The organism is Paraburkholderia sp. TE9906 (assembly GCF_056279605.1).
In genome coordinates this window covers 181,775-200,592 of the sequence record NZ_JBWCCT010000013.1, presented here as the reverse complement: position 1 = coordinate 200,592, position 18,818 = coordinate 181,775, and the positions used below count along the sequence as shown (strand labels likewise).

Sequence of the window (18,818 nt, the reverse complement as noted above, 5' to 3'; positions counted from 1 at the left end):
GACGAATTGCTGCCTTGGAATGTGGCTGACAAACTAAAATCCCTCACCCCGCCACAATCTCAATCGGGAAGATCTGGATAGATTTGGATGGATCGCGCCCACGATCGCCGATCGTGGACACGATCTCCCTTGATCTACACGGACTCCAACACGCCATCACCATCATGCCTCACTCGCGCGCGCGTGAGGACACGGCCCAGCCGAGCCGCTTACGCAGCATATCCGATCCCACCCATTCGACTCGCGCCTCAGTCGCAAGCAAGTCCGAATAAGCGCATCCCCTCGAGGGTGTGTGAAAATGCCCCTGCAACTCGTGAACGCTTCGTTGCGCGGCATTGCTTTACCGGGTTGGGACCGAATCCATCCACTTATCAGGTAAGCCCCGAATGGTCCGTGCTCTTGCGCCTTTGGCAAAACGCCAGGAATCGCAAGCAGTGATCCGAGGTGTCAGCCGAAAGTCGGAACGGACAGGGAAGCTGTCAGCCAGTGGTTCTTTGCATGAATGCGCGTCATGACAAAAGGAACAGCAAGATGACTCCTTACACTGTGGGAATGGACCCCCAGAGCCTGAATCTCGTGCAGATATTCGGGCTGTTGATCGGAGGTCTCGCTCTTTTCCTTCTCGGTCTGGAGTTCATGACCGGCGGCCTGAAGGCAATCGCCGGATCGAGACTGCAGGCGCTGCTGGGCATGCTAACCGCGAGCCGCTTTCGCGGCGTGCTGGCAGGCGCCGTCGTCACCGCATTGCTGAATTCGTCGACCATCACCACGGTCCTCATGGTCGGCTTCGTTTCTTCCGGCCTGATGACGCTGACCCAATCGGTGCCGATGATCATGGGCGCCAATATCGGCTCGACGGTCACCGCGCAGATCATCGCTTTCGACGTTTCGAAGCTGACGCCGTTCATGCTCGCGATCGGCTTTGTCCTGCATGCGTTCGGCCAGCGCGAACTGCTGCGCCAGATCGGCCGTGTGCTCCTCGGCCTGGGCCTGCTGTTTCTTGGGATCCAGTTGATGGGTGACGCGACGCGTCCGCTGCGCACGTTCCAGCCATTCATCGACGCGATGCAGGACATGGAGAACCCGCTGGTCGGCATTCTGGTGGGCGCGATCTTTACCGCGATCGTTCAGAGCTCTGCGGCGACCCTCGCCATCGTGATCGCTCTGGGCGCGCAAGGGTTGATGCCGCTCGAAGTTGGCATCGCCGTGATTCTGGGCGCCAAGGTGGGCACATGCGGAACGGCGCTGCTCGCATCGATCGGAAAAAATCCGGAGGCCGTCCAGGTGGGCATGGTGCATCTGATCTTCAATATTCTGGGCGTGCTGTTCTGGGTTTTCTTTATCCCGCAGATGGCGGATATGGTGCGGCACGTGTCACCGTCCTACCCCGAGTTGCAGGGCGTGGCAAGACTGGCGGCCGAGACACCGCGCCAGGTTGCCAACGCTCACACGATATTCAGCGTGGCGAGCACGTTGATCCTGATCTGGTTCACCGGTCCGATTGCACGGCTTGCCGAGTTCCTCGTGCCGAAGCGGGCGCAGGAGGTCAAACGGGTAGGGGACCCGCTCTATCTCGACAAATCATCGTTGACGGTGCCCTCGGTCGGCTTGCAGCGGGTGCGCATCGAACTGACGCGGTTGGGACAGGAGGTGCTGGACATCGTTCGGCACGGCACCCGGGTGGTATCGAACGGCACGATCGAAGAGATCAACCTTCTGCTCGACCGGGATAAGGAAGTCGACCGCTTGGCATCGGAGATTCTTCACTATATCGGCCACCTGTCGCAGGTGGAGCACTCGGAGGACGAAGGCCAGCGGATGGTCGGGTTCACGCAGATCGTGTCCACCCTGGAAAGCATCAGCGGCATTGTCGGGACCAATCTGGTGTCGGTCAGCCAGCAAAGGTTGACGCATCAGATCGACCTCACACGTTTGCGCGATCCGGCCACGACGCAATTTACGGACACAGTCATGCGCAATCTCGTCCAGGCGATCCGTTCGATCGACGAGTCCTACGCGAACGAAGCGACGGAGGTCATCGCGGCGAGGGCCGAGATCGAACAGATGGCGGCAGCGGCGCGCCAGGTCGTGCTTGCCAAGCTGCAACTGGCGGACAAAACCGATGTGCTGGCCTTCCGGCTAGCGATGGACCTGATCGAACACGGCAGACAGATTGCGCAGTTCGCAAGAGCGCTGGCGAGGGGCGCGGAAGAGTGCAGATAGCGTCTCGGGAAATAGAATCGCGCCCACCTGGGGCGAAAATTCTTGCCATACGGTCTGAGGCGGCTAAGCGAGAGCCGATTGTGATGGAGAAAACAACACCGCTATCGCTGCGACAAAAAGCATCCTGGTTTGGAGTCCGATTTCATTCGGTATCCTCTTGATTGCTCGCGATGTGTCGACCGTCCACGATCAAGATCAAAAGCCCATCGGTGTCACCGCGTCGCGTGCGCTTCGTAGGCGATCGCGCGCAAGACAGCAGAAAAACCCGCTGGATCTTCCGCGCAGGACGTATGCCCTGTGTTCAACACGTGCAGCGAGGCATCAGAAATGCCGCTAGCCATTTCCTGCGCATGAGCCAGCGTACGTGCGGGGTCGTGCCGTCCATGAATAATGGCGACCGGTACGCGCGGCAGCGTCGATAAGACGGGAACGAAATCGATTGAGTGCTGGCTGCAAAGCGCTTCGATCACCGCACTTTGCCGCAACCGGGCAGGATAGCCGCGTACGTGCTCCAGCAAAGGCGATGCAGGTACGGTGTGAAAGCAGCGAGCAACGAACGCATCCCAGAACGCTTCGCCCCACTGGTTCCGAATTCGATCGATCAATCCCGCGATGTCGCCGTGTCCGCGTGTGTTGGCGCCGCTATTGGAGAGCACCATGCCGCGCACGCGTGACGACCCCTGGTCCAGTTCCCGCAGCGCGGTAAGCATCGCGATCGGCGTGCCGAGCGAATGCCCGACCAGAATCACTGACGGTAAATCGGACATGGCGGCGCATACGCGTGCGGCAATCGCATCGAGATGGTATGGACCGTCGTCCTCGAGCCACGCCATCGAAACCGCTGTCAGCCCGCTACGCGTCGCGGCGTCAGCGAACACATGCGGCGAACACATCGCTCCGGGCAGGCACACCAAGGTGGGTGCGGCAGGGTCACCCTCGCATATCCTGATTCGGGGCATGAGCTTCATCGTTTCGCGTCAGTCTGTCCTTCGAAAAAGGCACGATAGCAAAAACCACTGCGAGCGGGAAGGTGAAAGCCGAGGCGCCGCGCGCGAAATTCAGCGCGCCTCGATCATGCAGACTATCGACAAAAGCACGGAACAAAGAGCTGGAACGCTCGGCATCACTTTATTCTGCAAGGCTATGAAGATCGCGCGGACTGCGTGCATAACGCCGTGGCGCCATCCCCGACCAGCGATGAAACGCGCGCGAAAATGCCTTCTCCGACGAATAGCCGACCCGTTCGGCAATCTCGATCAGCTTGCGTTTGCCCTCCGTCAATTCACCGCTCGCGAGGTACATGCGATACGCGGTCAAGTGACCGATCGGCGTATCGCCGACCAGTTCGACGAAACGCGCGCTGAATCGCGAGCGCGACATGCCGGCCGCCGCCGCGAGACTTGCGACGCTCCATTCACGACGCGGATCGCGATGGATCAGCGCCATGGCACGACCGATCTGCGGATCGGCGAGGCCGCGCAACCAGCCCGTATGGTTCGCCGTCGATTGCAGATGCGCGCGCAGCAGCTGCACGAACAGCACGTCCGCGAGGCGAGCCGCGGCGATCGCCCAGCCGGGTTGGCACGTCATCGATTCCTGAATGAAGCTTTGCAGCGTGCTCGCCAGCCACGGCGCGACGGCAGGATCATTCGCGCGAACGTGGATCAACGGCGGCAACACCGAAAACAACGGACTACGCATGATGTCGCGATACACGACGATGCCGGTGTAGAGATCGCTGGTCTCGCCGCCGCCGCCCGCGGTGAATTCGAGCGGCGTGTCGAAGCGCGGATGGATGCCCTTGTCGGCCATCAGCGAATCGAACGGCACGGGCTGCTCATCGAGCGATGAAGCCATCACATGCTCATGGCCATGGGGCAACAGGACGAAATCGCCCGGTTCGACATAGACGGCGGGTGCGCCCGCGACGGACAGGTAGAACGGACTGCCCGAGCCCATCCGGAAGGGCGCGCCGGACACGGCGGGTTTGCGGATCGCCCACGGCGCGCTGAGCGTGAAACGGCCGGTAACGACCGCGTCCGCGCGTAAGTCGGCCAGGATGTCGCTGAGAAGATCGGTCGCCATCGTGTGACTCCGTGAATCGTGGGGTGGGTTGATTGGCGAACCGCGGTCTCGCGTCCGGCACTGCGCTCCGTCAGAAACGCTGCTGGATGCCGGCCATCACGCCAAGCTGGTTTTGCCCGACGCCGACCGATCCGCCGGCCGCAACCGCCGCCGAGCCGCGTGAGCTGTTTTCCATGAATCCGACCGAGGTATACACCGTCGTGCGTTTCGACAGCAGGTAATTCACGCGGCCGACGAACAGCGTCGAGCTCGACGTCTCGCGCAGCAGATAGCGCAGCACCTGTGTATCGAATGATAGCGCCGGACTCGCGTGATACGTCGCGCCGACAAAATAGATGTCCGACTGGCTATGCACGGCGGCCGAGGTGTTGCGGCGAATCCAGCCGCCGCCGATTTTCGCCGGACCGAAGATCGCGTACGCGTCGACGATGGTGCGCGTGTCGGTGTACCCCGGATTCGACAGCGGCGCCGACGCGCCGACACCGCCGCGCATCACATCGTACGAAGCGGCCACGCCGAATGGCGACGCGTCGTACGCGAGCATCATCGTGTATTGACGGCATGCAACCGGGTCGCCCGCGACGTTGCCGCCGCAATTGGTCGCCGACGGCCCGGCCGGGCCCGCCGCGTCGCGTCCGGTGCTATACGTGCCGCCGACCGTGACGCCGTTGAACTTGCCGAGATAGCCCGCCGCATTATCGCTGCGCGCATTCGGCAGATAGCTGTCAAAACTCGCCATGGAGTGGATCGACGGGCCGATCACGTCGGCGTTGAGCAGCACGTACATCGACATGTTCATCTGCCGTCCGAGCGTGAGCGACCCGTACGGCGAACTCACGCCGACATTTGCCTGGCGGCCGAACAGACGTCCGCCGTAATTGAGCGCGCCGCTATTCATCGCAAACCCGTTCTCGAGGACGAAGAACGTCTTGAAACCGCCGCCGAGATCTTCGCTGCCACGCAGCCCGAAACGCGACGGCACTTCGCCGGTCAGCGTCGGCATGCCGACCACCGAGCCGCCACCCGCCGCGTTGTTGTAGTACTGCACGCCCGTATCGACGATGCCGTATAGCGTCACGCTGCTCTGTGCGCGTACGTCGACGGTGGCGAGCGCCGTGGTAGTGCCGATCACGGCGAGAAGTGCCGTGGAGGCAGCCGTTCGTTTGACGTTCCGTTTGACCTTCATGTTTCTCCAAGCCTTGTATGCAGCCCTGCTTTTTTTGTGGGTTCGGAGTCGGTCATGGCGACCGGTCTCCCCAGGCGGCGTGCGGTGAACGGTTCGGATGCCGTCTCGCACGGTGCGCATCGCGCTCGCAATTCAGTGGAATAGAGCGGGCGAATGAGGAGATTCTTGGTGACGCAAAAAACGCCGCCAAGGACCGTAGGTCTCTGAAAAGTAGCCGATCGTCCCGTTGTCGCGCGGCGCGAGCCACCGGCGAAACAACGGCGATTTGCGGAAGGAAAGGTCTGCCGGAAGGAAACCGGCGGCGAGATCTACAGGCTGGAACGCGACAGTTCCCGAGCGGCCGCTTTGACACGGGCTTCGACAGTAGCGCGCAGCGTGCCGTCGTTCGTGAACGCGGTGTTCGGCCCGGCCACACTCAACGCCGCGAGCACGCTGCCGCGGCTATCGATGACAGCCGCCGCGCACGAATCGATGCCTGCTTCGAGACCCGAAAAGCTCCACGCGCAGCCGTTCGCGCGCGCGGTATCGAGCGCGGCGTTCAACGCCTCCCAATCCGGCTGGTCGTCACGCGCATCGGCGTTGGGCTGGTTTGCGTATAGCGCGGCCAGTTCCGACGCGTCGAGATGGGCCAGCATCGCGAGTCCTGGCGTCGCGCGATGCGCGGGAATGCGGCTGCCGACGCGAATCCGGCTGACGAGCGGCGTGTCCGGCGTCTCGCACAGCAGATAGATCAACTCGGTTCCTTCGCGTACCGCCAGATACGCGGACAAGCCGGTTTGACTGACCAGTCCCGGCAACACCTGACGCGCGCGCGAGGTCAGATCGGACGAGCCGAGCGCGCTGGCGGCCAGCGTCAGAAACGGCATGCCGAGCCGGTGTGAGCCGCCTGGCGGAATGACTTCGATCAGTCCGACGGACTTCAGCGATTCGAGCAGGCGCATCACCGTCACGCGATTGACGTTGATCTGTCGCGCGACGTCGCTGAGGTTCGCGGTCGAGCCGCCGTCCGCGATAAAACGCAGCAGGCGGAACGCACGGTCCACCGGTGACGCCGACGCGTCGGCGGCCTTCGAATTGTCGGGTGTGTCGGTCATCTTCAAGGTGTTCCGGTTAGACGAGGATCACGCCAGCGGCACGGTCCACGCATCGTAACCGTAGACCCAGTCGGCATTGCCGCCCGCTTTCAGCCAGTTATTGCCACGCGAGCCGATCTGTATTTTGGCGGTGCGTTCCTGGCGCGCGCGTTCGTATCGCGCCAGCGCCGCGCCGAGCGTGTCCGCTTCGACGCCGGTCAGCGCGCGCGACAGCACGATCGCATCTTCGATGGCCATGCCCGCGCCTTGCGCCATGAACGGCATCATCGGATGGCAGGCGTCACCGAGCAGCGCCATGCGCTCGCCAGTCCACTTCGGCAACGGATCGCGAATATACAACGCCGACGCGAGCACGGTGTCGCACGCATCGAGCAACTTGCGCGCTTCCGGATGGAAGCTCGCATACGCGCGGCGCAAGGCGTCCGGATCGCCGGGCGTGGTCCAGGATTCGTGCGTCCAGTCGCTCTGCGACGTGGTCGCGAAGATGAACACGTCCCGGCCACGATTCAGCGGGAACGTGACGATCTGCAGATCGTCGGTCGGCCCCCACCATTTGACGAACGCCCCGAGGTCACCGCCGCTCAGCCGCTCGGCCGGCACCACCGCGCGATACGACACGATGCCGGTGAACTGCGGCCGCTCGTCGCCGAACAGATACTTGCGCACGCCGGAGTGAATGCCGTCCGCGCCGAGCAGCAGATCGAACGCGTGCGTCGAACCGTCAGCCAGGGTGAGCATCGCCTGATCGTCCGTCTGACGGAATTCGACGGTGCGTTTGCCGAGTTGCAGTTCGTCGGGGCGAAGCGCCTGTTCCAACGCGGTCATCACGTCCGCGCGGTGCATCGTCAACTGCGGTGCGCCGTATTTGCGCTCCGCCTCGTCCGACATGGCGAGGCGCGAGGTTTCTTCGCCCGTGTCCCACATCCGGCTGATGCGCGCATTCGGGCGAGCCGCCGTTTCGCGCAACTGCGCGCCGACGCCGAGGCCGTCGAGCGCGCGAACCGCGTTCGGCGTCAGGTTGATATCCGCGCCGACCCGCCCGAAGCGCTCCGCCTGCTCGAACACGGTGACGCGATGCCCCGCCTTGCGCAGCGCAATCGCTGCCGCCAACCCGCCAATCCCGCCACCGACGATCCCGATTTTCATGCTTCCCTCACGTTGAATCTGTGTCATAACGTTCAAAAATGAACATATAGAACATAAATGAACATATATTTTGAAATGGATTAATTTTGACGGCAAGGGGAAACCGCTTCGGTTAAACCCTGGGTCGCGCGCGTGCGCAGCGATATTTGCCTGGGACGAACGGCAACCTTTCTGGATTTTGGAGTGGTTGTGCGGTCCTGCCGCGTCGCCAAGAATTCGCTCATCGCTCGCGGTACGCGCTGGTCGCGGCGGGCGGCGTTTCCATTATTCGAGGACACAAAACATGCTGAGTCAGGAAAAGAACCGGCTACTCACCGAAGTGGGTCCGGGCACGCCGATGGGCAACTATCTCCGCCGCTACTGGCATCCGGTGGCGGGCGTCGCTGAGTTCGACCAGAAGTCCGTGCGCCCGATCCGCCTGTTCGGTGAAGACCTCGTGCTGTTCAAGGATCTGGGCGGCAAGTTCGGGCTCGTGCAGCGCCGTTGTCCGCATCGGAATGCCGATCTTGCGTTCGGTTTCGTCGAGCAATGCGGTTTGCGCTGTGCGTATCACGGCTGGGAATTCGATGCGAGTGGGCAGTGTACGCATCAGCCATATGAAGAGATCGTGGATACGGAGGCGCGCCTGCGTCACAAGACAAAAATCACCGCATATGAAGTGCGGGCGAAGGCCGGCATGGTCTGGGCGTATATGGGACCGTCGCCCGCGCCGGAATTGCCGGACTGGGAGCCGTTCAATTACACGAACGGTTTCGCGCAGGTCGTGATGGCCGAGATTCCGTGCAACTGGTTTCAATGCCAGGAAAACTCGATCGATCCGATCCATTTCGAGTGGACACATAACAACTGGACCGAGCGTCAACAGGACAGCCAGTCCGAACACGTGCCGACTCATCTGAGCACGAAGTACGAAGAGTTCGATTTCGGCTTCGTCTACAAGCGATTGCGGGCGCACGAAACCGAGCAGAACCCGATGTGGACGACGGGCCGCGTGACGCTATGGCCAAACGGCTTTTATCTCGGGCATCACTTCGAATGGCGCGTTCCTATCGATGATGAAAACACGCTGAGTCTGCTGTGGGTGTTCAACAAGGTGCCGAAGGAACAGGAGCCCTACGTGCAGGAGCACATTCCTGCCTGGTATGGTCCGCTGCGCGATGAAAACGGCGACTGGATCACCACTCACGTTGCCAATCAGGACTTCGCCGCATGGGTCGGGCAAGGTGCGATCACCGACCGCACGCGCGAAACCCTGGGTGCAAGCGATCGCGGCATCGTGATGCTGCGCCGGCGCTTTTTCGAGGAACTCGACGCGGTGGCCGCCGGTGCGCAACCGAAAGGCCTGATTACGGATAGCGCCAGCAATTACAACGTATTTCTCCCATCGGCGTGCCGTGACGAAATGCTCAACGGCATGACGCGCGCCGAGCTGACCGCGCATCCGTTGCTCGGCGCGTATCTGCGCGATTTCATCGGTCAGTACGGACAGCCCGACAGCGTGCGCGACGCTTATGAAGCGGCAATCGGCCAGAAGCTGAATCGCGCGCGTTTCTTCTCGGTGCACGGCGCGCGTCAAGCGGATGCGGAAGTGGCCGAGTCGTCGTAAGCACGTGTCGTCAGTGTGTCGTCAATTCATGGAGAGTCGGGAAACATGCACGAGCAAACAGGCCGCGAAGTCGTGAACCGCGCACAGACACGCATCCGCGCACGGGTCCGGACGATTCGCCACGAAGCGGAGCGCGTGCTGAGCGTGGAACTCGTTCCGGTGGACAGTGGCGAGTTTCCGCGTTTCACGCCGGGCGCGCATATCGACTTGCATCTTCCGAACGGCATCACGCGCAGCTATTCGCTGGTGAATGCGCCGGATGACGCGGGTCGCTATGTGGTCGCCATTCTCGACGACGTCAACAGCCGCGGCGGCTCGCGCTTCGTGCACGAGCAGCTGCGCTGTGGCGCGGTTCTGCCGATCAGCGCACCGAGGAACAATTTCGCGCTTGATGAAGACGCGGTATCGACGGTGCTGATCGCCGGCGGCATCGGCATTACGCCGATGTTGTGCATGTACCGCCGATTGCGCGAAAAAGGCCGTGACGTGCGTCTGATTTACTGCGCGCGCGACCGCTCGCAAGCAGCGTTTCTCGACGAACTAGGCGCTCCCGGACAAGGCGTGCATCTGCATTTCGACGCTGAAAACGACGGTCGTCCGCTCGATCTCGCCGCGTTGCTCGCCCGACAACCCGCTGACGTTCACGCGTACTGCTGCGGCCCGAACGCGATGCTGAACGCGTTCGAAGCCGCCTGTGAAACAGCAGGCATCGGCAACGTGCATATCGAACGCTTCGCCGCCGAGGCGGCAGCAGTCGATGCCCAAGCGAGCGGCTACACCGTGGAACTCGCAAAGAGCGGCCGCCGTCTCGCCGTTCCAGCCGGCGCGAGATTGCTCGACGTGCTGCTCGAAGCGGGTGTCGATGTCGACTACAGCTGTCGCGAAGGTCTGTGCGGCGCATGCGAAACGCGCGTGCTCGGCGGTTGTCCGGATCACCGCGACGCCGTGCTGACGCAGTCCGACAAGGCCGCCAACAACGTGATGATGATCTGCGTATCCGGCGCAAAAAGCGGGACGCTGGTGCTCGATCTCGCGTGACGCCGGTCTCCACGCATTGAAGCTGCTCACTTTCGAAGCAGCGCATTTCCCTTCCGGACGGCCTGTCTCGCGTCCCCGCAATCACCCTTTGAGGACATGATGGATCTCTCGAGCACAGTGAAACAGCACGATGCCCACGCCGTTGCGCCCGCAGGCAATCTGCACGACGCGGCCACGATTTCCGCGCGCATCGAGCGCTTGCCTTTCACGCGCTGGCACGCGCGCGTATTGAGCGTGGTCGGCGTCGTTCATATGACCGACGCTTTCGACGCGTTGACGATTGCCTACGTGCTGCCGGTCCTGATCGGCTTGTGGCACCTGTCGCCGGGCGAAGCGGGCTTGCTGGTGTCGGGCGGCTACGTCGGGCAGACGATCGGCGCATTGCTGTTCAGCGCGGCGGCCGAACGTTTCGGACGACTACGTGTGTTGCGCTGGCTTCTTGTGATTCTCGCGTTGGGCAGTCTGGCATCGGCCTATGCGCCGAGCTATGCCGTGTTTATCGCGTTGCGCCTGTTTCAGGGTATTGGTCTTGGCGGTGAATCGCCGGTGTCGGCCACCTACATGAACGAACTGTGTCCCGCGAAGATCCGCGGCCGTCTGATTTTCGTCCTGCAATCGACCTTCGCGGTCGGCAACCTGATTGCCGCCATTGCCGCGATGTGGCTGATTCCCACGTACGGCTGGCAGGTGATGTTCCTCGTGGGCGCGCTGCCGATCGTACTCGCCGCGATCTTGCCGCGTACTGCGCCGGAGTCGCCGCGCTGGCTGGCGATCAACGGCCGCGCCGCTGAAGCGAACCGGATCGTCGAGACGATCGAGCAATCGGTGCCGCGCGATCAATACGCGCGGCTGCCCGCACCGCGTGTCGTCGAAACGCCTGCGGATCACAAGAAAGAATCGTTTCGTGCGCTGTTTCAGCGGGGTTTCGCTGCGCGCACGCTGGTGGTCTGGCTGATGGCCTGTTGCGGCAGCCTGACGACGTACGGCATTCTGGTGTGGCTACCCTCTCTTTATCGGACCGTGTATCACTTGCCGTTGAACCTCGCACTGCGTTACGGCATGCTGAGCATGATCGCGACGCTGATCGGCACCCTCGTGGGCATCTTCGTGATCGACCGGCTCGGCCGCAAGAAGACCTTTGCGATTGCATTTCTGGGTGCCGCGATTCCGATGCTGTATCTCGCATTCGCCGGCACGCGGGTGCCGGCCGAACAGGTGTCGGTGCTGGCGTCGATCAGCGTCGCGCTAATCGCGATCGTGCAATGCGGGATCTACGTCTATGCTCCGGAGGTCTATCCGACCCGAATCCGTGCGCGAGGGGCCGGTGCGGCTTCGGCGGTGACGCGGATGTCGTCGGTGATCGGGCCGATGATTATCGGTGCGCTGCTGACGTATCTGAGCGTCGAAGCGGTGTTCGGTTATTTCGCTTTCGTGTCGCTGGCCGGCTCGATAGTGATCGGCGCGTTTGCGATGGAAACGGGCGGCAGGACGCTCGACGAGATTGCGACCGAGACGACGGCTGCCGCCGACGCGTGAGCCGCGATGCGCGCGGTACGTCACCACCGCTACCGCGCCAACCCCGTCCCGAACCCCGTACTCGCGAAATAAAGCACGAGAAAATACCCAAGCACATAGAGCGCGTAAGTCTGCCCGTTGCCGGTATAGACCCGCCGTATCCGTCCCGCTGCCGCGAGCGCGATATGCGAGACGCCGCGCCAGAACATCAGCGCGAACGGCGGCACCGTGCGTGCGAGTATCGGCCGATAGAACCTGAAGAATCCAGGGACGTTGTCGTCCGTCCGCCGCCGGCTGCGATAAAACAGCACGAAAAGCGCGAACAGCACGGCGGCCACCGCGAGCACCACGAGGACGACAGGCGTCGGATTCCAGAACCCGTAGATGCTCTCCAGCGACATGCCTTCCCACACCAGCGTCGACGCGAACTGCGGATCGATCGCCGCCGACACCGGTTCGATGAGGAGCTTCGGGAAAAAGGACAGCACCACGATGCCGATCACCAGGACGAACTGCGGCACGAGCAGCATGATTGGGGCTTCACGGACGTTCGCCTGTTCCGCCCGTCGCGGCCCGAGGAACAGGCCGTTGACGAAGCGGATCATGTAGAGAAAGCCGACGAACGTCGCCATCAGCCCGCAGATGGCCAGTCCGTACCAGCCCTTGTCCGTCATCGCGCTCAGCAGCAGCCATTTGCCGCCGAAGCCCATCAAGGGCGGCAAGCCGGACATCGAGACCAGCGCGATCACCACCATCGCGAACGTGAACGGCATCGCGCGGGCGAGACCACCCGCCTCGGCGAAGTTGTGCGTGTCGATGCGCAGGATGACGCCCGCCAGCGCGAGGAACAGAATGCCCTTCACCAGCATGTGGTTAGCGACCAGATAGAGCGCCGTGACCCAGCCGAGGTGGCTCATGAGCGCAATCGCGGTGACGATATAGCCGAGCTGGCTCATGCTGGAAAACGCGAGCAGGCGCTTGAAGTCGTTCTGCCGCAGCGCCATCAGCGCGCCCGCGAGCGTCGTCAGCATGCCGATCCACGCCAGCACGTGCGCGAGTTCAAGACCAACCTCGGAACGTATGGTCAGATAGGTGCCGATCAGCAGGCCGAACATCGCCACCTTGCTGACGACGGCCGACAGCATCGCGGTGACGTCGTCCTCGGCTTCCGTGTACGCGCCCGGCAGCCACACATGCACACCGATCGCGCCCGCCTTGATGAGAAAGCCGGCCGCCAGCAGCACGAACGCGCGGCTCGCGTCGGGGCCCGATCTGACGAGCGCGGCGAGTTCGATACTGCCGTCGAGCGCGGCAACGGCGGCAAAACCGGCCAGCAGAAAGAACGCCGACAGCAGCGAGAACAGCAGGAAGGTCAGCACATGCGGTCCGGCGCTGCGGCATTTCGCGATCAGGAAGCAGGACGACAGCGTCACGATCTCCCAGCTATAGAAGAATTCGAGCGTCGTCGTGGCGCGCAGCAGCGCCGGAATGGACAGCAGCAGCACCACCAGCATCGGATAGAAGCCGGCGCGGACATCGCTGCGGTAGAGGCTCGCGGCCGCGATGACCAGGCTGCCGCCCAGCAGCAGCCATGCAAAGAGCGCCGCAATGCCGTGCGCGTCTTCGGCAAGCCACGAGCCCACCAGCGCAACGGCAAGCAGCGTCAGCACGCCCTTGAGCCGGCCCGGCAGACGGTCGCCCGCATAGAACAACGCGCCCGCAAGCAACGGCGAGAACAGCCATGCCGATCCCGCGCCCGCGAACGAAGCGCCGGCATAACCCGCGGCAATCAGCAGAACCGCCACGCCGAACAGCGGCAGCAGCGCGACCGCATCGGGGCCGTCCGCGGCCTCGTCTTCGGACGGACGCAGCGCGCGCACGAACCAGTGGAACATATAGGCCGCTTCGAGCAGCGAGCCGGTCAGGATCAGCGCGATCCAGTAGGGCTTGCCGGCGATGGTCAACTGCATGACCAGTTCCCATTTCGCCCAGAAGCCGGGGAAGGGTGGCAGGCCGGCGATGGCCACCATGAAGAGTCCGAGCAGACCGATCAGCAGCGGACTGCGCGACAGGATCGCGCGTGCGTCGGTGCCGTGCCGCCGGAGAATGCCGATGAGCCAGAACAGTCCCGCCTTGGCGAACAGATGGTTGATGAACAGGCCGCCGACCACCAGCGGGATCGACCTGTCGGCGCCGACCTGGTGCAGCAGCGCGAGCGCCAGCATCAGCAGGCCCATCTGTCCGATCGACGAATAGCCGAGTACCCGCTGCGGTTTCTTCTGTCTGAGCGCCAGCAGATTGGAGAACAGGAACGTGACGCCGCCGGACACGGCAATCAGGCCGAGCTGGTTTTCGAAGAGCGGCAATAGCTTGAGCAGCGCGAAGAACACGCCGGCCGAGACGCCGACCGAAATCATCGCGGCGATGCCGCTTGGCGCGGTCTCGTAGACGTCGAGCCCCCAGCCGTTCGCCGGAAACGGCTTGAGTTCGATGATGAGGCAGGCGAACACGAGCAGCAACGCCGTGACGGCGATCGGGCCGTTGAGATCGGCGCGGACCGCGATCAGGTCGTCGATGTTCAGCGTGCCGGCGACGTAGTAGAGCAGCACCGTGCCGAGCAGGAAGAACGTCGATGCGATGACCGTCGCGATGATGTACTTGAACGCGGCGGCCAGCGCGGCCGGCGTGCGATCGAGTCCGAGCAGCCCGTAGGTGGCGATCGAGACGATCTCGAGAAACACGAAGAGATTGAACAGGTCGCGGGTCATCACCATGCCGTCGATGCCCATCACGAGGATCAGATACAGCAGCAGCGCCGCGTAGTTGCCGCGCAGACGATCCCACAACTGCAGCGCGCCGAGCAGCGCCACCACGTTGACACTGAGCGTGAAGAAGCCCTCCCATACACCGAAGCGCAAGTTGATCGACACCGGCGGCAACGCGCCGGCCGTGAGCACGTCGATCGTCTGGCCACCGTCGAGCAGCCCGAAGAACGACACGCCGCTCACCAGCACGATGCCGCCGAGCGCGACGAAGAAGCCCCCGGTCAGCCACGGCTTACCGAGCCGATAGAGCAACGGAATGACGAAGCCGCCGCCCAGGCCGAGAATGAAGATGTGCAGCGGATGAAACAGCGCGGCTACCATTTCGACTCGGTGAAGGCGTCGATGGAGAGCGTCTTTTTGGCCGCGTAGAGACGAATCGCGAACGCCAGCATGACGGCCGTGACCGACAGGCCGATCACGATTGCGGTGACCACGAGTGCCGACGGAATCGGATCGATCGCGCGCCGCGCGGCGTCGGCCTTGCTCAACGCCGCGTCGATGATCGGCGCGGTGCCCCCCGTGACATAGCCGGTCGCGACCATCACGATGTGCAGCCCCGTATCGATCAGCGCGAAGCCGATGATGATGCGCAGGATGTTGCGCTGGGTCAGCATCCCCCACAAGCCGATCAACGCGAGACAGAATCCCGTGATCAGCAGGATGGTCGAAACCGGTAGGCCCGTGGTCATGCGCTGTTCTCCTCGCTCAGCTTCTGAACCGGTCGATGATGACGCTCAGCTCCGCGCCGACCTTGACGCCGAGCAATGCGGAAATCAGCGGAATGGCGCCGGCGCTGAAGAACGCGCCGAACTCGCCGCGCGGCAGAAAGCGGGGGTCGAGAAAACCACCCGCCAGCACCAGACCCAGAATGCCGATGAACACGTAGATCACGCCGGCAAACGACTCGACGACACTCAGCAGCGCGACGTTCAACTCCGCGCCCGGCCGCGCGAGCAGCATCAGCATGACGCCGGACGCGACGATAGCGCCGCCCTGGAAGCCGCCGCCCGCGGAGAGGTGGCCATTGACGATGACGTAGGCGCCGAAGGTGAGGATCATCGGCAGCAGGACCTGGGTGCCGGTGCGCACGATCTCGCCGGCTGGCCGGCGCGGGGCGTCGTGCTCTTCATCGGATACGGGTCCGGGTTCCGCTGGGGCTTGCGCAGTAGTGCTTTCGCCCTTCAGAAGCAGGCCGACGCTTGCCGCGACCATGAACAGTACGGCCACTTCGCCGAGCGTATCGAAACCGCGGTACGTGATCAGAATGCCGGTGACGATGTTCGGCGCGCCCAGTTCGATCGGCCCCTGCACAACATAGTGTTCGGCCAGCGGCCGCAGCGCCTGCAACTCGCTATAGCCGCCGACGATGCGCCAGAAGATCAGCGCGAACAGCGCGACCGTCAGCAGGACGAACACGCGGCGCATCACGCTTCTTTCTCCCCGCCGCTGCGCTCTTCGTCTGCGGCGAGCGCGTCGGTCATCGTGGACGAACTCATCGGCGTGCGGATCAGCCACGCCGCGCGCGACAGCGCATGCGAAGACACCGGGTTGGTCACCAGCACGAAATAGCCGACGAGGATCAGCCTGAAGGTCCAGCCCGGGTGATAGAAGGCGAGCCCGAGCAGCACCAGCATGTTACCGAGCGTAGACGCCTTGGTGCCGGCCTGGATGCGGGTATAGGCATCCGGCATGCGCAGCAGACCGAGACCTGCGGAGAACAGGAAGATTGCGCCCGCGAGAATGAACGTGCTGCCGATCAGTTCGATCATGCGCTAGCCCTTCTCATAACCGGTTTTGCGAATCGCGTAGAGGAAGATGAACGTCGCGAGCCCCGAGCCGATCGCGGCTTCGGCCATCGCCACGTCGGGCGCGGCGAGCAGCAGGAAGGCCACCGCGGCGAACAGGCTCGCCAGTCCCGAACTCACCATCGCGGCCATGAGATTCTTCAGGCAGACAGCCAGCACGCCGCTTATGAGAATACTCGCGCATACCAGCAGGACGAGCAGTTCGAGCACGGTTCACAGCCCCCTTTCCAGAAAGCGAGCAATCGCGAGAACGGCCAGAAAGCTCAGCAACCCATAGACGAGCGCCACGTCGATATAGACGAAACGGCCGGACACCTGGGCATACAGCGCGATCAGCGAGATCGAAATGACCGTGAGCATATCGATGGCGACGACCCGGTCGACTAGCGTCTTGCCGAGCACGAGGCGGATCACGCCGAACAGGATCGCGAAGAAGATCAGTACCGTGGCGATCTGGAGCATGATCTCAGCCAAAGACTTTCTCCAGATGCTTTTCGAAAGGTGTAACCAGCGCCAGAGTGGCCTCGTCGATGTCGGTGGTCTTGACGTCGAGCCAGTGGATGAACAGTATGTCATCCCGAATATCCATGACGAGCGAGCCCGGCGTGAGCGCGATCGAATTGGTCAGCGCGAGGCGGCCCAATGGTGTTTGCAGACGGGTGCGAACCTTGACGATGCCGGGCTTGATGTCGATACGCGGGGAGTACACGTACGCCATCATGTTGAGATTGGCGCGCACCAGCTCGACGAGGAAGGTGCCGCTATACGCGACAAAGTGATAAAGCGCGCGAGGTGTCAGGCGCAGTTGGCGCCAGGCTTCGCTGGAGGAGGCAAAGGCGTGGGCCAGTACGAAGGTGATCGCGGCGCCGACGAGTGCCGGTTCGACGGCAAGCGACGCGTTGGCGATCATCCAGATGACGAACAGGACGACCCACAGGCCGACCATGCCCTGAGGAACAAACGACGACACCGGTTTTCCGCTGTTCGAAGCCACGTCTTCAGGTTCCAAAAGAGGGCGCTAGCAAAAATTCTAGGTGACAACCTGGGGCAAAGCAACTGGGGCACGCTCTGCGCCTGGATTATTGGCCTGGTAGCGTGGTTTCGATGGCGGATGGGCAAGTCTACCGCTCCAAAAAGACGGTTTGACGTCTCTAACGGAGCGCCCATGGAGCAGGTGTGGGCCTTCACTTCATCAATAAGGAGTGCGCGGACGGGCGCTTACAGCCAGCGTGGGTCGCGTGTGAACGCCACGGTCAGCCAGCGGTCGGGGCCCGACTCGCCGATCGCGTGGGAGATCCTGTCCCGGATCTGGTCGAGTTGACGAATGCCCGCGTGTTCCATCGTCTCGGGCAGAACGACGTGAACTTCGACGAACAGCCCTCTGCCCACGCGCGTCGCGTAGTGCGAGTGCGACACGAAGCCATAGTCCAACGTTAGTTTTTGCATCAGCTCGCGCAGAGTGAAGTCCAGGTCTTGCGGGGTAACGAGCAGTACTTCCTTGACTGCGCCGATGACCGTGCCGATAGGCATCGGTATCAGGACCAGCGTGAGAAGGGCCAGCACACCCGGGTCGATATACGGCGTGATATGCCGGTAACGCGTGCCTTCGAGAATCCATGCAATCGAGAAGGCGAGCAACAGCGCGGCGCTGATGCTCGCCGACATCAGCCAGCTCTTGGTGTCGAGCTCGATCAGTTCGGATTCGATGGTGCGGTTCAGGCGGCGCTGTCTGAAGAACATGAAGAAGCAGAAGACGCTGACCACTACCGCGTAGAACATGCCCCAGCCGAACTCCAGCTCATGGCCGCCTTCGAGCAAGCCCTTGACCGCATTGATGAACGCGTAAAAGCACAGGACCGCTAACAGGCTGCCGTTGAAGGTCAGCACTAGCGGTTCGATATGCCAGAAGCCATGCTGGAAACGCCGGCTGGCCTGCTGCGTGAGCAGGCGGGTCACGAGCAGGGAGAGGCTGCACATGGCCGCGTCGAGTGCGGAGAACATCCCGTCGAAGATGATCGACAGGGAGCCGCTGAGGATGCCGACCGCGATGCCGAGGCCCGCAATCATCACGGTGCAAAGCAGCGATCGTTTGAGTGTGCGCTGTTCGAGGTCCGGGGGTGGGGGCATGGTCCGGGTCGCCTGTGGGAGAGAGAGACGGGGAGGGGACGGCATGGCTAGTATAGAGGCGTGTGGTGTTGCTTTGCTTCGGTTCTCACGCACACGCTGGTCGGTAGGTATCCGGCACCCTCCAGCGGCCAATGCCAGGTGATTTTCGCAGTGACACCTGTTCGGTTT

17 protein-coding genes are annotated in these 18,818 nt (G+C 62.8%); 4 read left to right on the top strand and 13 right to left on the bottom strand.

All coding sequences use genetic code 11. The annotated features are described in order from the left end of the window. Window positions 1-531: 531 nt before the first annotated feature. The gene (locus tag ACZ9H4_RS28960; protein WP_408146196.1) at window positions 532-2,223 is read left to right on the top strand and encodes a Na/Pi cotransporter family protein; all 1,692 of its coding nucleotides are present in this window, start codon (window positions 532-534) and stop codon (window positions 2,221-2,223) included. Window positions 2,224-2,435: 212 nt separating this feature from the next. On the opposite strand, the gene ACZ9H4_RS28955 is transcribed toward ACZ9H4_RS28960, so the two are convergent. From ACZ9H4_RS28955 to ACZ9H4_RS28935, 5 genes are all read right to left on the bottom strand, one after another. Next, window positions 2,436-3,182, bottom strand: coding sequence for an alpha/beta fold hydrolase (locus ACZ9H4_RS28955; protein WP_408146195.1), 747 nt, complete (start codon window positions 3,180-3,182; stop codon window positions 2,436-2,438). 169 nt (window positions 3,183-3,351) lie between these two features. Beyond that, window positions 3,352-4,308 carry an AraC family transcriptional regulator gene (locus ACZ9H4_RS28950; protein ID WP_408146193.1) on the bottom strand — a complete coding sequence of 319 codons (957 nt, stop codon included), beginning with the start codon at window positions 4,306-4,308 and terminating at the stop codon, window positions 3,352-3,354. 70 nt (window positions 4,309-4,378) lie between these two features. Further along, on the bottom strand, window positions 4,379-5,494 hold the full coding sequence (locus ACZ9H4_RS28945) for a porin (protein WP_408157998.1): 1,116 nt from the start codon (window positions 5,492-5,494) through the stop codon (window positions 4,379-4,381). A gap of 308 nt (window positions 5,495-5,802) precedes the next feature. Then, window positions 5,803-6,588: an IclR family transcriptional regulator gene (locus tag ACZ9H4_RS28940; RefSeq protein ID WP_408146190.1), complete on the bottom strand. Its 786-nt coding sequence runs from the start codon at window positions 6,586-6,588 to the stop codon at window positions 5,803-5,805. Between the two features lie 27 nt (window positions 6,589-6,615). Beyond that, entirely contained in the window at window positions 6,616-7,734 is a 1,119-nt protein-coding gene (locus ACZ9H4_RS28935) for an FAD-dependent monooxygenase (RefSeq protein WP_408146188.1), read from the bottom strand. Between the two features lie 283 nt (window positions 7,735-8,017). Here ACZ9H4_RS28935 and ACZ9H4_RS28930 point away from each other — a divergent pair, with 283 nt between their 5' ends. The 3 genes from ACZ9H4_RS28930 (at window position 8,018) to ACZ9H4_RS28920 (ending at window position 11,914) form a co-directional block, all read left to right on the top strand. Continuing rightward, window positions 8,018-9,340 carry a Rieske 2Fe-2S domain-containing protein gene (locus ACZ9H4_RS28930; protein WP_408146186.1) on the top strand — a complete coding sequence of 441 codons (1,323 nt, stop codon included), beginning with the start codon at window positions 8,018-8,020 and terminating at the stop codon, window positions 9,338-9,340. A gap of 45 nt (window positions 9,341-9,385) precedes the next feature. After that, window positions 9,386-10,378: a PDR/VanB family oxidoreductase gene (locus ACZ9H4_RS28925; protein WP_408146184.1), complete on the top strand. Its 993-nt coding sequence runs from the start codon at window positions 9,386-9,388 to the stop codon at window positions 10,376-10,378. A gap of 117 nt (window positions 10,379-10,495) precedes the next feature. Further along, window positions 10,496-11,914 carry an MFS transporter gene (locus tag ACZ9H4_RS28920; protein WP_476122064.1) on the top strand — a complete coding sequence of 473 codons (1,419 nt, stop codon included), beginning with the start codon at window positions 10,496-10,498 and terminating at the stop codon, window positions 11,912-11,914. A gap of 29 nt (window positions 11,915-11,943) precedes the next feature. Here ACZ9H4_RS28920 and ACZ9H4_RS28915 read toward each other — a convergent pair whose 3' ends face one another. From ACZ9H4_RS28915 to ACZ9H4_RS28880, 8 genes are all read right to left on the bottom strand, one after another. Continuing rightward, window positions 11,944-15,039, bottom strand: a complete 3,096-nt coding sequence (locus ACZ9H4_RS28915; protein ID WP_408146181.1) for a complex I subunit 5 family protein — start codon at window positions 15,037-15,039, stop codon at window positions 11,944-11,946. Then, window positions 15,033-15,407, bottom strand: coding sequence for a sodium:proton antiporter (locus ACZ9H4_RS28910; RefSeq protein ID WP_408146179.1), 375 nt, complete (start codon window positions 15,405-15,407; stop codon window positions 15,033-15,035). Before ACZ9H4_RS28910 ends, ACZ9H4_RS28915 begins: the two co-directional genes overlap by 7 nt. A gap of 16 nt (window positions 15,408-15,423) precedes the next feature. Then, window positions 15,424-16,143: a Na(+)/H(+) antiporter subunit B gene (locus ACZ9H4_RS28905; protein WP_476122062.1), complete on the bottom strand. Its 720-nt coding sequence runs from the start codon at window positions 16,141-16,143 to the stop codon at window positions 15,424-15,426. Continuing rightward, on the bottom strand, window positions 16,143-16,487 hold the full coding sequence (mnhG, locus tag ACZ9H4_RS28900) for a monovalent cation/H(+) antiporter subunit G (RefSeq protein ID WP_408146177.1): 345 nt from the start codon (window positions 16,485-16,487) through the stop codon (window positions 16,143-16,145). The genes ACZ9H4_RS28905 and mnhG overlap by 1 nt, the downstream gene beginning before the upstream one ends. A 3-nt stretch (window positions 16,488-16,490) precedes the next feature. Beyond that, on the bottom strand, window positions 16,491-16,733 hold the full coding sequence (locus ACZ9H4_RS28895; protein WP_408146175.1) for a hydrogenase subunit MbhD domain-containing protein: 243 nt from the start codon (window positions 16,731-16,733) through the stop codon (window positions 16,491-16,493). A 3-nt stretch (window positions 16,734-16,736) separates the two neighbouring features. After that, complete coding sequence (locus ACZ9H4_RS28890) at window positions 16,737-16,997, bottom strand: MrpF/PhaF family protein (protein ID WP_121324549.1); 261 nt, start codon at window positions 16,995-16,997, stop codon at window positions 16,737-16,739. Beyond that, window positions 16,990-17,469 carry a Na+/H+ antiporter subunit E gene (locus ACZ9H4_RS28885; protein ID WP_408146173.1) on the bottom strand — a complete coding sequence of 160 codons (480 nt, stop codon included), beginning with the start codon at window positions 17,467-17,469 and terminating at the stop codon, window positions 16,990-16,992. Before ACZ9H4_RS28885 ends, ACZ9H4_RS28890 begins: the two co-directional genes overlap by 8 nt. Window positions 17,470-17,741: 272 nt before the next feature. Beyond that, complete coding sequence (locus ACZ9H4_RS28880; protein ID WP_476122059.1) at window positions 17,742-18,650, bottom strand: cation diffusion facilitator family transporter; 909 nt, start codon at window positions 18,648-18,650, stop codon at window positions 17,742-17,744. Between the last annotated feature and the right edge of the window lie 168 nt (window positions 18,651-18,818).

Bases quoted from the DNA above. Each gene is read 5' to 3' on its own strand.
- ACZ9H4_RS28960 (WP_408146196.1), top strand. From the start codon at position 532: ATGACTCCTTACACTGTGGGAATGGACCCCCAGAGCCTGAATCTCGTG.
- ACZ9H4_RS28955 (WP_408146195.1), bottom strand. From the start codon at position 3,182: ATGCCCCGAATCAGGATATGCGAGGGTGACCCTGCCGCACCCACCTTG.
- ACZ9H4_RS28950 (WP_408146193.1), bottom strand. From the start codon at position 4,308: ATGGCGACCGATCTTCTCAGCGACATCCTGGCCGACTTACGCGCGGAC.
- ACZ9H4_RS28945 (WP_408157998.1), bottom strand. From the start codon at position 5,494: ATGAAGGTCAAACGGAACGTCAAACGAACGGCTGCCTCCACGGCACTT.
- ACZ9H4_RS28940 (WP_408146190.1), bottom strand. From the start codon at position 6,588: ATGACCGACACACCCGACAATTCGAAGGCCGCCGACGCGTCGGCGTCA.
- ACZ9H4_RS28935 (WP_408146188.1), bottom strand. From the start codon at position 7,734: ATGAAAATCGGGATCGTCGGTGGCGGGATTGGCGGGTTGGCGGCAGCG.
- ACZ9H4_RS28930 (WP_408146186.1), top strand. From the start codon at position 8,018: ATGCTGAGTCAGGAAAAGAACCGGCTACTCACCGAAGTGGGTCCGGGC.
- ACZ9H4_RS28925 (WP_408146184.1), top strand. From the start codon at position 9,386: ATGCACGAGCAAACAGGCCGCGAAGTCGTGAACCGCGCACAGACACGC.
- ACZ9H4_RS28915 (WP_408146181.1), bottom strand. From the start codon at position 15,039: ATGGTAGCCGCGCTGTTTCATCCGCTGCACATCTTCATTCTCGGCCTG.
- ACZ9H4_RS28910 (WP_408146179.1), bottom strand. From the start codon at position 15,407: ATGACCACGGGCCTACCGGTTTCGACCATCCTGCTGATCACGGGATTC.
- ACZ9H4_RS28905 (WP_476122062.1), bottom strand. From the start codon at position 16,143: ATGCGCCGCGTGTTCGTCCTGCTGACGGTCGCGCTGTTCGCGCTGATC.
- mnhG (WP_408146177.1), bottom strand. From the start codon at position 16,487: ATGATCGAACTGATCGGCAGCACGTTCATTCTCGCGGGCGCAATCTTC.
- ACZ9H4_RS28885 (WP_408146173.1), bottom strand. From the start codon at position 17,469: ATGGTCGGCCTGTGGGTCGTCCTGTTCGTCATCTGGATGATCGCCAAC.
- ACZ9H4_RS28880 (WP_476122059.1), bottom strand. From the start codon at position 18,650: ATGCCCCCACCCCCGGACCTCGAACAGCGCACACTCAAACGATCGCTG.